The 13930-nt window shown below is 42.6% G+C and carries 17 protein-coding genes; 13 read left to right on the top strand and 4 right to left on the bottom strand.

What is annotated here, in order from left to right; all coding sequences use genetic code 11:
- Window positions 1-276: 276 nt before the first annotated feature.
- Window positions 277-486: a hypothetical protein gene (locus AC4II3_RS15785; RefSeq protein ID WP_488009028.1), complete on the bottom strand. Its 210-nt coding sequence runs from the start codon at window positions 484-486 to the stop codon at window positions 277-279.
- Window positions 487-663: 177 nt separating this feature from the next.
- On the opposite strand from AC4II3_RS15785, the gene AC4II3_RS15780 reads away from it, so the two are divergent.
- From AC4II3_RS15780 to AC4II3_RS15755, 6 genes are all read left to right on the top strand, one after another.
- Window positions 664-1695, top strand: a complete 1032-nt coding sequence (locus AC4II3_RS15780; RefSeq protein WP_488009030.1) for an Rpn family recombination-promoting nuclease/putative transposase — start codon at window positions 664-666, stop codon at window positions 1693-1695.
- Between the two features lie 74 nt (window positions 1696-1769).
- Window positions 1770-2417, top strand: coding sequence for a Uma2 family endonuclease (locus AC4II3_RS15775; RefSeq protein ID WP_488009059.1), 648 nt, complete (start codon window positions 1770-1772; stop codon window positions 2415-2417).
- Between the two features lie 239 nt (window positions 2418-2656).
- On the top strand, window positions 2657-2992 hold the full coding sequence (locus AC4II3_RS15770) for an element excision factor XisI family protein (protein WP_488009032.1): 336 nt from the start codon (window positions 2657-2659) through the stop codon (window positions 2990-2992).
- Window positions 2993-3167: 175 nt separating this feature from the next.
- Window positions 3168-3449, top strand: a complete 282-nt coding sequence (locus tag AC4II3_RS15765; RefSeq protein ID WP_488009034.1) for a hypothetical protein — start codon at window positions 3168-3170, stop codon at window positions 3447-3449.
- 222 nt (window positions 3450-3671) lie between these two features.
- The gene (locus AC4II3_RS15760) at window positions 3672-3845 is read left to right on the top strand and encodes a PIN domain-containing protein (protein WP_488009036.1); all 174 of its coding nucleotides are present in this window, start codon (window positions 3672-3674) and stop codon (window positions 3843-3845) included.
- A 141-nt stretch (window positions 3846-3986) separates the two neighbouring features.
- The gene (locus AC4II3_RS15755; protein ID WP_488009038.1) at window positions 3987-4118 is read left to right on the top strand and encodes a hypothetical protein; all 132 of its coding nucleotides are present in this window, start codon (window positions 3987-3989) and stop codon (window positions 4116-4118) included.
- On the opposite strand, the gene AC4II3_RS15750 is transcribed toward AC4II3_RS15755, so the two are convergent.
- On the bottom strand, window positions 4115-4921 hold the full coding sequence (locus AC4II3_RS15750) for an aldo/keto reductase (protein WP_488009040.1): 807 nt from the start codon (window positions 4919-4921) through the stop codon (window positions 4115-4117). The two genes, AC4II3_RS15755 and AC4II3_RS15750, sit on opposite strands and share 4 nt — an antisense overlap.
- Before the next feature lie 136 nt (window positions 4922-5057).
- Window positions 5058-6332, bottom strand: a complete 1275-nt coding sequence (locus AC4II3_RS15745; RefSeq protein WP_488009042.1) for a lipid-A-disaccharide synthase-related protein — start codon at window positions 6330-6332, stop codon at window positions 5058-5060.
- A gap of 311 nt (window positions 6333-6643) precedes the next feature.
- Here AC4II3_RS15745 and deoC point away from each other — a divergent pair, with 311 nt between their 5' ends.
- The 4 genes from deoC (at window position 6644) to AC4II3_RS15725 (ending at window position 11065) form a co-directional block, all read left to right on the top strand.
- On the top strand, window positions 6644-7324 hold the full coding sequence (deoC, locus tag AC4II3_RS15740) for a deoxyribose-phosphate aldolase (RefSeq protein WP_488009061.1): 681 nt from the start codon (window positions 6644-6646) through the stop codon (window positions 7322-7324).
- 145 nt (window positions 7325-7469) lie between these two features.
- On the top strand, window positions 7470-8405 hold the full coding sequence (gene recO / locus AC4II3_RS15735; protein ID WP_488009044.1) for a DNA repair protein RecO: 936 nt from the start codon (window positions 7470-7472) through the stop codon (window positions 8403-8405).
- 41 nt (window positions 8406-8446) lie between these two features.
- A complete protein-coding gene (locus tag AC4II3_RS15730; protein WP_488009046.1) occupies window positions 8447-9895 on the top strand; it encodes an MFS transporter in 1449 nt (482 codons plus the stop codon).
- A 12-nt stretch (window positions 9896-9907) separates the two neighbouring features.
- The gene (locus AC4II3_RS15725) at window positions 9908-11065 is read left to right on the top strand and encodes a glycosyltransferase family 4 protein (protein ID WP_488009048.1); all 1158 of its coding nucleotides are present in this window, start codon (window positions 9908-9910) and stop codon (window positions 11063-11065) included.
- A gap of 240 nt (window positions 11066-11305) precedes the next feature.
- On the opposite strand, the gene AC4II3_RS15720 is transcribed toward AC4II3_RS15725, so the two are convergent.
- Complete coding sequence (locus AC4II3_RS15720; RefSeq protein WP_488009050.1) at window positions 11306-11560, bottom strand: peptide ABC transporter substrate-binding protein; 255 nt, start codon at window positions 11558-11560, stop codon at window positions 11306-11308.
- 107 nt (window positions 11561-11667) lie between these two features.
- Here AC4II3_RS15720 and AC4II3_RS15715 point away from each other — a divergent pair, with 107 nt between their 5' ends.
- From AC4II3_RS15715 to AC4II3_RS15705, 3 genes are all read left to right on the top strand, one after another.
- The gene (locus AC4II3_RS15715; protein ID WP_070395068.1) at window positions 11668-11913 is read left to right on the top strand and encodes a helix-turn-helix domain-containing protein; all 246 of its coding nucleotides are present in this window, start codon (window positions 11668-11670) and stop codon (window positions 11911-11913) included.
- A gap of 65 nt (window positions 11914-11978) precedes the next feature.
- Window positions 11979-13214 carry an RNA-guided endonuclease InsQ/TnpB family protein gene (locus AC4II3_RS15710; protein WP_488009053.1) on the top strand — a complete coding sequence of 412 codons (1236 nt, stop codon included), beginning with the start codon at window positions 11979-11981 and terminating at the stop codon, window positions 13212-13214.
- A 74-nt stretch (window positions 13215-13288) separates the two neighbouring features.
- Window positions 13289-13867 (top strand): Uma2 family endonuclease, encoded by a 579-nt coding sequence (locus AC4II3_RS15705; protein WP_488009055.1) that lies wholly within the window; start codon window positions 13289-13291, stop codon window positions 13865-13867.
- The last annotated feature ends 63 nt before the right edge of the window (window positions 13868-13930 follow it).

Here is a 13930-nt window from a genome sequence, read left to right as displayed (position 1 = left end):
TAGAATTTGTAGCTCAGTTAATCAAAAAATTAGGTAAACTAATTACACATAATTGAGTCTAAAAATTTTCAATAAAACTAATTTTAAATAAATGTAAAATATTTTTATTAGCCCTTGCATTTTTTCGAGTATTTATCTATACTATAGAAGGTAAAGACTGATACTAATAACCGCGCTGGTCATGCCCGTTAATCATCTCCAGCGCGGTTTTCCTCCCACCTAAATAGGAGCTACTTCCATGATGCCAAAAAAATCACGATCATCAATCCCCACTTTTCAGCAATCCACCGGATCTCTCTTGGGGATACGGCATTTCTGAATCAAGGGATTAATATGAGTGCCATGGGCATCCTGCCTACTGCCCGCCCGGAAGTTGAAACGGGCAAGATGCCCGTTCCACCAAGATGCCCATTCCACCAAGATGCCCATTCCACAGCCAGATGCCCATTCCACAGCCAGATGCCCATGGCACGGCAAGATGCCCATGGCACAAAACTATTAAAATCATCCCGTATTTATGGAACCCCAAAATTTGTCAATCACTTTTTTGAACACCGCTCGCTATATAACTGATTATAGTGCAAAGGCTTCCCGCCAAAACTGTGACTATAAAAGTCAAGACATTAGCTAATAAACAAACGGTTTAATTAACCTTGTAAAACCATGAAATTCATCAGTCCTAAAACTGACTTTGCTTTCAAAAAAATATTTGGTTCAGATCAGAGTAAAGATATTCTGATTTCCTTCCTCAATGCCATGATTTACTCTGGAAATTCGGTAATCCAGGATTTAGAAATTATTGATGAAGTCACAGCAGCTCCCGGAGCTTGCATCCGGGAGAACTGTGATCCCTACAGTGCAGGAGATGTGGTGGATTTAAAAGACACTTATCTAGATGTTAAGGCAGTATTAGACGATAAAACGACTGTGATCATTGAAATGCAGCTCTGGAATGTGGAGGCTTTCGAGAAGCGAGTCGTTTATAATTTGTGCAAAACCTACGGGAATCAACTTAAATCCGGACAAGGATATTTCGATCTCAATCCGGTCATTGCTTTAACTATCACTGATTTTAAGCTGTTCCCCTCAACAGAGAAAGTCATTAGCAGTTTTTACTTTCAAGAAGAAGAAGACCACTTACCTTATCAGGATAAGGAATTAAAGATGGTGTTTGTGGAACTTCCCAAATTTACTAAGCAGCTGGAAGAGTTAGAAAGTGTCCTAGATAAGTGGATCTATTTTATTAAAGATGCTCCCAGCTTAGAAATTATTCCTGATCAAATGAGGGAAATCCCACAGCTGGAACAAGCTTTAACTATAGCAAATCAAGCTGGCTTGAGTGTAGAAGAATTGGAAAAGATCCGCAAACAGGAGATGTTCTGGGAAGATAGGCGAGGTGCATTGAGTCTAGCGAAAAGGGAAGGACGAGAAGAAGGACGAGAAGAAGGACGAGAACAGGGCAGACAAGAGGGCAGACAAGAGGGCAGACAAGAGGGCAGAGTAGAAGGACGAGTAGAAGGTGAAAGAAGCTTACTATTGCGACAGCTTGAGCGCCGCTTTGGAAAACTAACAAGTAATGGGATGGCATTGCTTGAAGCCTTGAATTCCCAAGACCTAGAACGCTTATCAGAAGCAATCTGGGATTTTAATACTAGTGAGGATTTACTCAACTGGCTCCAAGAGCACTCTCACTAACGGTAGCTATGGCTTAGTTGCCTAAAATCAGACTAGACCTCTTGGAAAAATTGGGAATCAAAACCGATTACTTTATGGCTGTTACTCTCCTACTCCAACAACTTACCGTTCCCCCAGGTCAAAGACTGTTGATTAATAACCTAGAGTGGGCTGAATTTGAGTCTCTTCTGGAAGAACTAGGGGAACATCGCTCTGCCCGTATTGCCTATAGCCACGGAACCTTAGAAATCAGAATGCCTACCCCAGAACACGAAGTCGATAAAGAACTGCTCGGTGATTTGGTTAAAATTTTGCTTGATGAGTTAGAAATCGACTGCGAGTGCTTTGGTTCCACTACCTTCAAGGGAGAAAATATGGACAGTGGCATTGAACCAGATCAATGCTTCTACATCCAAAACCACGCTAGAATGCGAGGCAAGCGGCGCGTCGATCTCACTATTGACCCACCGCCAGATCTAGCCATTGAAGTGGATGTTACCTCCAAGACTCAACTGGATGTCTATGCCAACTTAGGTGTGCCTGAACTCTGGCGCTATGAAAAAAATCAACTCAGGATTGACCTATTGCAAGGAGGTGAGTACCGGCAAGTTACCACCAGTCCGACCTTCTCCAGATTACCAATTCCGGACCTGGTAGCAGAGGTTTTAGCTCAAAGCCGTGAAACCGGGAGAAGTCCTGCGTTACGAGCTTTTCGTCAAAGACTAAAGCAATTGCTCCATTAAATTGATAGTTTAGTTTTGGGGGATAACCCGATAGGAATCAGTAATGGAATTGACTTCTAAAACACTTCAAACTAATTGAATAGCATTTCTAAATAGGTCATGAATAATATTGCTAATTTATCATAACATCAAAAATTATTCGGAGCTCTTTACTACTGTTACCTGCTCCCTGCTCCCTTTTCCCATCAATCTTATGTTTACATTTAAAAAAAAATGATCAATCAAGAGGTTATTAAACAATGGAAAAACTAGAACACTATAGAAAATTAGTTAAAAAACTTATCAATGAATACGGGCAATATAAGCCTAGATATGGAGATATTGAAGTCCAAAAAATCTTTGATGTTCAAGGAGATCACTATCAACTGATGAACGTGGGGTGGCATGGAAATCGGCGTTTAAGAGGCTGTGTTCTCCAAATTGACCTTAAAAACGACAAAATTTGGATACAACATGATGGCACAGAAATTGGCATTGCTAATGAATTAGTAGAATGGGGTGTTCCCCCTGAAGATATCGTCTTAGCCTACCATGCTCCTTATAAGCGCCAATATACTGGATTTGCCGTTGAGTAAGCTGTCACACGGGATCGTTGAACTCGTACCATGGAAGTTTATCGTCTCAATCAGGTAATGGTTGTGCTGGGGCATGGGGATGTAGTGGAAGTTTGGGCACCTGAGTTTGATTGAGAAAACCAGTTTATTCTTCTAAGGTATTACGTTAAGTTTAAATGTTTTAAAGGTATTTAATATGATTATAACCAATGTAAAAATTAGTCAAACTTCTCAAGACATTTTGATAAAAGCGGCGGCAAAAAAACGAATATCTGTAGAAGAGCTGGCTTCAGAAATTTTAAATGAAGCTATTCAAAATAAGCTTTCCGAAATTGTCACTATTGGTGAAGTCAAAAAGGAATATTCCTCTAATCCATTGGCAAACAAGCAGCCCTACGCATACTATGCTGATCCTGAAGAGCCAGCTATCCCTCTAGAAGACTGGGATATAGAGAATAGTTATGAAGAGGTTTTATGATTGTTCTGGACACTCATATTTTTGTTTGGTGGAATCAGAACGATCCTAAGCTGAGCAGTTACCACCGTGAGGTCATTGAGAATGAGAGACCAAATGGATTAGGAGTTTGTACGATAAGTCTTATTGAGATAGCAAGACTAGAAGCGTGCAGGCAGGATAATTCTTCCGGTATCTATTCAAGAATGGTTTGAAATTGCCCTAGCACAAGAAGGAGTTATTCTGATGCCTATCACTCCTGCGATCGCAGTTGATGCTCAATCACTACCAGGTGATTTTCACAAAGACCCAGCAGATAGAATAATTGTAGCAACGGCGAGATTATCTAATTGTTCTATAGTGAGAGTAGATCAGAAAATACTCAATTATTCTTATGTTAATGCTATTCCACCTACGTAACATTCAGTGGTCAGCCGTTGGCCGTCAGCTGACGTAAGCATTCGGCGGTCAGCGGTCAGCGGTCAGCCTTCGCGTAGCGCATAAGCTGATAGCACCTCAAGTAGCGTGGCCTTTTGGCCAAGGCCAACTGCTTACATAGGCATGGTAACTGCTTCTAATGGTGGTTTTCGTTTACCTAACGAAGATGAAGATGTTCGCACTCCCGATGCTTCTTTTATCCTAACTGAACGTTTACCTCGCACTACAGATGCAAGCAGTCTATTGACTAATTAAGGCCATTGATTATCAAAGTTATCCTGGCCAGTTCCATAAATTAGATCGCCATAGGTTTGCCAATGGGTTACTTCCTGAAGAGATAACTCAGGAGATTGCAAAATCCTGAGATTTTCAACTAATTCAGATTCGGTTTTAGGTGCAGTGAGGACTAAGCGAATCGCTGGTTGGCGCAGGACCATGCGATAACAGTCAGCAGCACTTGGAGCTGGATTTTTCCAGTCTGTATGTCCTTGCAACAGCGAACCCCAACGAGTGGCAGTAAACGCAACTACTGGAATGTCGGCTTTGAGCGCAGCAGGAAACACCTCTACTTCCGCTTTGCGATGGGCCATGTTGTAACGATGCATCAGCACGTCACAGGACTGCTTTCTCAATAATTGTACTGCTAATTGGCGGTTATGGGTTGTTGCGCCAACATAGCGGATTAATCCTTCAGTTTTCCAGGTATGGATCTCGTTTAAGGCTACTGCAACCTGGTCGAGATCATCTTTAGGGGAGATATATTCCAAAAAGAAAACATCTATTGTATCCACATCAAGCAAGGAACGAACTTGGTCTAAATATTCGCGCAGTTGGTTAAGATCGCGACTGTTACTGCCCGTGGAAACTACAACTTGATCTCGTTGAGTTGCCAGAATAGGCTTTAGTCCTTCTAGGAAACTGGTGTAATTGAGATTGTAAAAAAAGAAGTAATTGATTCCAGCCTGGTAAGCAATCTCTACACAATTTTTATCCATTGGGTTTTTAGCTCCCAGACCCAAAATACTGACAGTACTACCACTCAAAGTCTCAATATTCATCGCAATTCATAACCTTTATACTTGTTGTTAATGTGTGGTAATTTTAGTTTTAATAGGACTGTTGAAATAGCCCCATATCTGCCATATATAATAGACATCTGAGATGTCTAATTTATAATTCATAATTCATCATTCATCATTCATCATTCATCTTTTCCATCAAACACTTAGCAATCCGAGCTGCTGCCCCTGGTTGACCAAGGCGTCGCTGTCCATTTTCTGCTATTACCTGTAACTTGTCGGGATTCTGGAATAACTCTTTCGCTATGCTTGCTACAAATTCTGGTTGCTGTGCTATTACTAACGATGGACCTAACAAGCGAGTTTGGGCTTCCGCAAAAGCAGGGGTATATTGGGGACCAACTCCTGCCATGGCAATGGCTGGTTTTCCTAACCCGACAAATTGCTCTGTGGCTGTGCCTGCCATGGCGATACAGAAATCCCCTTGGAGCAGGCAGAGGTTATAGTCGTTCTGGGTTAAAATCAGTGTGCCATTTTGGTTGGTAAAGGCCAAAGCTTGTTTGTCCTTGAGCTGGAGATTGAATGGATGGGATGGCAGGGTGACCTCACTCCAACGATGAGTCACTAAAACCTCCCGTAAAGGGTCTTGGCTTAATCCTGGAGCAATGGCAGCGAGGAACAAAAGCGATCGCGAACCAAAAGTATCCAGTAACCCTGATGCTGCCAAGATAATTTGATGCCAATTGTGATAAGCCTCGGGTATTCTGGAACCGGGTAGTAAGGTAATAGTTAGGGTACGCTTAGTTTCGTTTAATTCTGCATCTTTGTCATAAACCATGGGTGGTGGATAGTCTGGATAAATCCCATCCATCATCGGATTACCGAGATCAAAAGCTGGGAGAGACCACTGCTTTAAGATCTCTGTGGTCAGGGTATCTCTAGGAAAAACCCCATTACAACGGCGATTAGACATCAGCCAACGCTCCCAAGGCAAATAAACCGAGCCTGACCACCCTTCCCAACGGGGTCGATTGGGTAACCATCCCGATTCATCCCGCAAATAGTATTCCGATTTGGCAGTACCAACAAAGCCATAGGGTAAACCACTCCACCAGGCAAACAACAGTGGTACGATATCGCCTACTGCTAGGATAAAGTCCCCTGATTTAGCCCAACGGCGAATTGCTTTTAATTGAGACCAAATCAATTGCACTAAGCCTCCCTGCACATCACGCCACACTTGCTGTTGGGACATATAGATAAATCCACCCGATGGCATCTGCTCAACGGAGCCGATAATGGGAATATCTAATGGGAGATAAGCATTTCCTTCCCCAACTAAGGGTAAGGCGGCTAGTTTTGGACAAGTCGAGTAATGTTGCAATTCCTGTAGAATTTGGACAGCAATCACATCCTCTCCATGACCATTGCTCAGGCATAGTAAACGCATGGTTACTCAGGTTTTAAATAACTATTAATTTATAATGATTTGTTATCAAAAAACCGTTCAATTAAAACGAGTCAGTAATAAGCGCGTTTTTCTACACACTATGTTCGGTAGAGTCCGATTTTTGTTCATGACTATAAGAAATGTTTTTCAGGTTGATTAGGCCATCACTACATGTTTATCAAAGCTGAATATTACTATTCTAAAACTGTATGGGTTTTCCCTGGGTGATCTGACGGTTAAGGGTTGGGGCTTGATAGTTAACTGTTATACTTAAAAGCTGGTTGATTTTTACTTACGTATCTGATATGGCAATGGATATAGACTATCCAGACATTGATATTGCTCCCCTAATCGACCATGCCCTGCTCATTCCCACGGCTACACCAGAGCAGGTGGAAAAATGGTGTCAAGAGGCAGACCAATATAAGTTTGCTACAGTGTGTGTCCCGCCAGTTTACGTTAAACAAGCGGCTGAACTCCTCCACAGTAGAGTACCAAAGGTTTGTACCGTCATTGGTTTTCCGAGTGGTGCTACAACCCCCACTGCTAAGCTTTATGAAGCCCAAGAGGCAGTGGAAAATGGAGCGACTGAGCTAGATCTAATGATTCACCTCGGTGGTTTGAAAGTGGGTAAAACAGAGGAACTTTACCAAGAAATTGCCCAAATCTGTGAAGAAACGGGTAAAACTGTCAAAGTCATCTTGGAAACTACTGTGCTGAGTGATACGGAAAAACGTCTTGCTGCGGAAATCTGTATGGATGCTGGGGCGCAATTTATCAAAACCAGCACTGGCTGGAATGGTGGTGCCACAGTTGATGATGTCCAATTGTTGAAAAAAGTGACCAAGGGTCAAGTTGGAATCAAGGCATCAGGAGGTATCCGAACCATCCAGCAAGCTTTCGATTTAGTCATTGCTGGAGCAACCAGGCTAGGCACCTCTCGTGGTCCTGAGTTGCTGCGACAACGGGATAACTGGGAAATTAAGAATTAAGAATTAAGAATTAAAAATTAAAAATAGGAAATTGAAACTTAAAAAGTCAGCATATGCGCTAAGCGAACAGCCCCAGGCCAACGGCTGAATACTGATAGCTGATAGCTGACATAAAAAATAACAAATTAACAAGTAAACATGACGAATGAGTCAAACCTACAAAGCCACTGGAATTAATCTGAAAAGCATACCGCTAGGAGAAGCGGACAGGTTGCTGACAATTTTAACTAGGGAGTTTGGTCTGATTCGGGTAGTGGCACCAGGGGCAAGGAAGCAGAAATCGAAATTAGGTGGTAGGAGTGGCTTGTTTGTGGTGAATCAACTACTGCTGGCAAAAGGGCGATCGCTAGATAAAATTATCCAAGCAGAAACTACAGAATCCTACCCAGGATTGAGTCAGGATCTCAGTAAACTGGCAGCTAGTCAGTATCTGGCAGAATTAGTTCTGTGTCATGCTTTGAGTGAGCAGCCTCAGGAAGAACTCTACGAACTACTTAATGAACATCTACGACGTCTGGAGCAGTTACCTAAAATTACGGCTAATCCCTCAGGGTTGTCTCTAGTGTTAGCTCATTTGTCCCATGGTGTCTTTCACCTGCTTGCCCTGGCCGGAATTGCACCTCAAGTACAACTGTGTTGTATCACACAACACACTTTAATGCCAGATTTAACTGACCCGAATTGGCGGGTGGGTTTTAGTGTAGAAGCAGGTGGAACTATTAGTTTAGTCAGTGATCAGTCCAATCGGAACCATTTACCAAATCCAACTATTCCGACTCAAGCACAGAGCTTGAGTGAAACCATTGACAACCCTGATACTGATGTCATCCTACCCCCTCCTCCACGAGTAAATCATAAGCTGAATGCTCTGGAGTTAACCCTGCTTCAACAACTGGCAGCTGCTGAATTACCTCAGCTGAGTACACTATTAAAAGACCAATTAGGAGGGTCGAAAGCGGCTGAGTCTGTAGATTCACTCTGGGTGAAGTTGGAGCGAATTTTACGAGATTACGCTCAGTATCACTTTGGTCGCTCAATTCGTTCAGCGGCTTTAGTAGATTCGTTGTCGTCTGTTAATTAATACTAATAAAGGCTAAAAAAGCCTAACCCAGAAAAGCCAGAATGCAATCATCGGAGACTGGAAAAAACGAAAAACACTCCCCAGACCCCACGTCTGATTTCACCAAGTCTGATTTGGTGGCAAACCCCTCATCGAGCAGTGATGAGCTAAGGGATCAGGAACTGGATTCATCACCGGATAAAGGATTTCTACCAGTTCTAAAAAATTCCAACTTCTTAGCCCTATGGAGTGGTCAAGTCTTCTCTCAGCTAGCAGACAAGGTTTATCTGGTGTTAATGATTGCCTTGATAACCAGTCGCTTTCAAGATGCTGATCAAACTATCAGTGGCTGGGTATCAGCGGTCATGATTGCCTTTACCATCCCAGCCGTTCTATTTGGTTCCTTGGCTGGGGTCTATGTGGATCGGTGGTCAAAAAAAAATGTGCTGGTACTAACCAATCTGTTGCGAGGGGCACTGGTGTTGTTAGTGCCTGGGTTGTTGTCTTTAACTGAAGGCTCGACATCAGTCTCCAATCTGCCACTAGGGTTTTACGTCTTATTAGTGATTACGTTTCTAGTCTCTACCCTGACCCAATTTTTTGCCCCAGCAGAACAAGCGGTAATTCCCTTGATTGTAAAATCACAGCACCTACTGTCGGCCAACTCCCTATATACTACAACCATGATGGCTTCCTTAATCATTGGTTTTGCTGTGGGTGAACCGTTGTTAGCCTTAGCGGATAGATTGGGAGCTCAGCTACATGTCGGGGTGTACTTGGGGAAAGAAGTTTTGGTAGGAGGGTCTTATGCGATCGCAGGATTAGTATTGTTGTTACTGAGAACGGGTGAAAATCGGGAAAAGTCTCAGGCTGAGCAACCTCATGTGTGGGCAGACATTGCCGATGGTCTGCGTTACGTAAAACACCATCGAAGTGTCCGCAATGCTATGATTCAACAAGTTATTCTGTTTTCTGTTTTTGCTGCTTTAGCGGTTCTGGCGGTAAGACTCGCGGAAAACCTACCTGGGATCACAGCTGCCCAGTTTGGCTTCTTGTTAGCAGCAGGTGGAATTGGGATGGGGATTAGTGCAGCAATACTAGGAAACTGGTTTGATGACACCTCCCATGTCAATTTAAGTCTGTCTGGTTCTGTGGGTATGGGAGTAGCTTTAGTAGGGTTGTCCCTATTCACTAACAATCTCTGGCTGGCTTTACTCATGACCATGGTATTGGGTGGGTTTGGGGCTTTGGTAGGTATCCCGATGCAGACTACCATCCAGGCAGAAACACCAGAAGAGATGCGGGGCAAAGTTTTCGGACTACAAAACAATGCTATTAATATCGCCTTGAGTTTACCTTTAGCCTTAGCGGGGATCGCAGAAACTTGGTTGGGTTTACAACTTGTATTTCTTGGTTTAGCAGCACTTGTGTTCTTAGGTGGGTTCTTAAACTGGTATATTTCCGGTAATAGATTAAATAATTTAAATAAACCTCATAATATAGAGACTTAACTACCAACCGGAATGCATATCGCCTGGCTCGGAAAAAAATCCCCTTTTTGTGGTAACGTCACCTACACTCGAGAAGTCACCAATGCTCTGCTAGACCGGAGCTACCAGGTCAGTTTCCTCCACTTTGCCCAAGAAGAAGAGGACCGGACTTGGTGGGGTTGTCAGGAGGTACCACTGCCTTGCTTGTACAAGTCTCAGATGTATACCATTCCAACCCTAACCGCCAGTAAGGTTTTGAAGCGATCGCTACAGGAGCTCAAACCTGATCTCGTCCATGCTTCCTTAACGTTATCTCCTTTAGACTTCCTGTTACCGGAAATCTGTACCGAACTCAATATACCCCTAGTGGCGACCTTCCATCCGCCCTTTGATGGTAAACGACGCAATTTGCAATCGGGAACCCAATTGCTGACCTATCAAGTTTATGCGCCCTTTCTCGCCCACTACGACCGAGTGATTATCTTTTCTCAACTCCAACGGGATGTCCTAATCCGAGTTGGGGTTCCTGATCACAAGCTAGCAGTGATTCCCAATGGCGTGGATGTCCAGAAATATTCTCCAGGATACTCCCAGTTTACCTCTGACTTGACATCCGAGTTCAAAGCGGAACGCCTGTTTGTTTATCAAGGCCGCATTGCTACGGAAAAAAATGTGGAGGCGTTGCTGCGAGCGTGGAAACAATGTAACCTGGGTGAATCCAGCAAGCTAGTGATTGCTGGTGATGGACCGTTATTAGCCTCATTAAAACCATTTTATGGGGAAGAACAAAATATCATTTGGCTAGGATTTGTGGCTTCCGAGCAAGAACGGATTGAGATTTTGCGGGCAGCGGATGTGTTTATTTTACCTTCTCTATTGGAAGGGCTGTCCTTATCATTACTGGAAGCCATGGCTTGTGGTGTGGCTTGTGTAGCCACAGATGCTGGAGCTGATGGGGAAGTGTTAGAGGATGGTGCTGGGGTAATTCTCAATACCCATGGGGTGACATCCCAACTAAAAACCCTATTGCCTCTATTGCGTGACCACAGAGACTGGACTACTTTGCTTGGTCAGAAAGCTAGGGCAAGGGTTCTAGAGCGCTATACCTTAAGTGGGAATATTACTCAGCTCGAAAGGCTTTATGAAGAGGTGGTACAAATTAGGCTTGTGCAATTGAGTCGTCGTGCGTAGTTTTTTTGTTGTTTGGGAATTTACCCTCATGGTAAGTTGCCCTTATGGTGAAGAGGGTCAATTTTTAGATATCTGCTGAGTTGTCTACGAGTAATGACGAAGGTTTGAGGATTGATGCGACGGCGAAGAAAGTTCATAAGATTCAATCATGTTGAATTGTGACTTGGACTTAAACAGCGACCAGGAGCAAAAGGGAAAAGGGACATTTTCCCCTTTCCCCTTAGGAAAAAGTGAGGGAGGTTAATTGGTAGAAACGTAGCGAGTAAGAGCACGCATCTGTTTACCGGGAATGGAAGTAGGCATTAAGGCACTCCATTCGCTGATTTCAGCAAAACCGAGTTTGTATTGGGTGTGGATGATTTTGGTGATGCCGTTACTTGAACCAATGACTAGGATTTGCACAGGTTCTCGCTTGGGTTCAGGTGGTGTGGGAGTAGGATCGGAGGCTGGTACCGAGGGAGTTTCTTCCGGTTCTGGTAGAAAGTTGTTGGACATGGGAAGTTACCTTCTTATTGTTACCGAATGGACTACAACTAGTCTACCTCATTGTAGTCCATTTGGTTCCATTTACTCAGTCGTGAGTAAATGACAGAATTTGAGGCATGGGAAAAGCAGGCAAAGCCCTCAAACAAGTATTAGAAAGCTACGGCATCAGCCAGAATCGAGTTGCTGTGCTTATGGGAATTGGGCGTTCCAATATTTACCGCTGGGTTAATGAAATCAGAGATCCAGGCGCTGAGATGGTGATTCAACTTCGGGATGCGCTGTATCAGATTAATCCAGCAGCAGCAGAAGATTTTGTTAAGCTTTATTTGGGTCGTCCTGGCCAAGATAACGATTCCTCTTAATTGCGGTCAGAAGCTTAGTTCTACTCAAGTGGCATTCCTGGATAGAATTATGTTATAATTTAAGTATGCTCAGACTAACCTACGAGTACAAACTGATTCCTTCCCAAAAACAAATCGCCGTCATTGAAGATATATTGGCAGTTTGCAGAAAAGTGTGGAATTACGCTTTAAGGGAACGAAAAGATTGGTACAAAAGTCGAAAGTGCGCAGTTAATTATTGTTCATTACAGCATGAATATATAATTCCAGTAGATCAGCCATATCCTAACTACAAGATACAAGCTGCTAATTTAACTAAAGCCAAAAAAGCAAATCCTGAACTCAAAAGAATAAATGCTCAGGTCTTACAACAAGTTTTAAAGACTTTAGATCGAGGATTTAAAAACATGAAAGAACAAGGATATGGTTTTCCTAGATTTAAAAATCAATATCGGATGCGATCGTTTGTATTTCCTCAATTTAAAACAAATCCAATAAATAATGAGTGGATTAAACTTCCTCAAATTGGATTAGTTAAACTGAGATTATCACGACCAATTCCCGATGGTTTTAAGATAAAGCAAGTTAGAATAGTTAGACGAGCTAGTGGTTATTTTGCAATGCTGTCTTTACAAAGTGAAGTCAGTGTTCCTGATACTCCACCACGGGGTCATCCGCTTGGGATTGATGTTGGGTTAGATAAGTTTTTAGCAACTTCTGATAATCAACTAATAGAGCGACCTAGATTTTTAAAAAAGCTGCACAGTAAGCTTAAATTGCTACAACGCAGATTGAAGCTAAAGAAAAAAGGTTCCAAAAATAAACATAAACTAAATTGTAAAATAGCAAGACTTCATCAGAAAATATCAGATACCCGAAAAGATTTTCACTTTAAGTTAGCAAATTATCTTTGTGACCAGGCTGGAATGATATTTGTTGAGGACTTAGATTTCAGAACTTGGGCAAAAGGAATGTTAGGTAAACATACCCTTGATGCGGGTTTTGGTCAGTTCTTTGATATCTTAGCTTGGGTTTGTTGGAAACGAGGCGTATATTTTGGCAAAGTTGATTACAGATATACTAGTCAAATTTGTCCGAATTGTGGTATAAATACAGGCAAAAAAGATTTGTCTGAACGCATACACAAATGTCCTGAATGCCATTATGAAATTAACAGAGATGTTTCAGCTGCTCAAGTGATTTGTCAACGTGGTATTACTGCGGTCGGACAGATCGTGCTAGAAAATGACTGTGTAGGCGGGCTGTCGGGGGTTTACAACAACCTAGATAAGTGCTTTGGAAGCAGTAAACCCAAATTGTGAAGTTTGGGAATCCCCCGTTATAATCTCTGATTTAACGGGGGAGGATGTCAAAAGGGATAACTTGAGATTGATCCATGAATACCCTTCCGATCAACATTCCTCCCAGCCTCAGAGTTACTGACGAGCAGTTTGAACAACTTGCTGCTGCTAATCGAGACTTACGCTTAGAACGTAGTGCTACAGGAAAATTAATTGTCATGCCACCCACTGGGGGGAATACTGGAAAACGCAACATTGATATAGAAGGACAACTTTGGTTATGGAATCGCCAAACTAAACTGGGGGTTACTTTTAACACCTCTACTGCTTTTCGACTTCCCAATGGGGCAATTCGTTCTCCGGATGCAGCTTGGGTTAGTCAAAAACGATGGAATGCATTAACCCCTGAACAACAAGAAACTTTTCCACCCCTTTGTCCTGATTTTGTGCTGGAGTTGCGTTCTAAAAGTGACAATATGGAACCGTTACGCCAAAAAATGCAGGAGTATATTGATAATCAACTGCGTTTGGGTTGGTTAATTGACCCTAATCATAAGAGGGTTGAAATTTATCGACTCAATCAACCTGTAGAAGTCTTAAAATCTCCCAAAACATTATCGGGAGAAGATGTTTTACCTGGCTTTGTATTAAACTTGGAATTGGTCTGGAATTAGCAGGATTTTAACCCACATTCCGCAGGTTCATCCTCAATTTGAATAATTTTCTCTTTGCTTACA

The organism is Moorena sp., from assembly GCF_982860115.1.
Note: the sequence above shows the minus strand (reverse complement) of the source record. Positions and strands in the feature narration are given on the sequence as shown.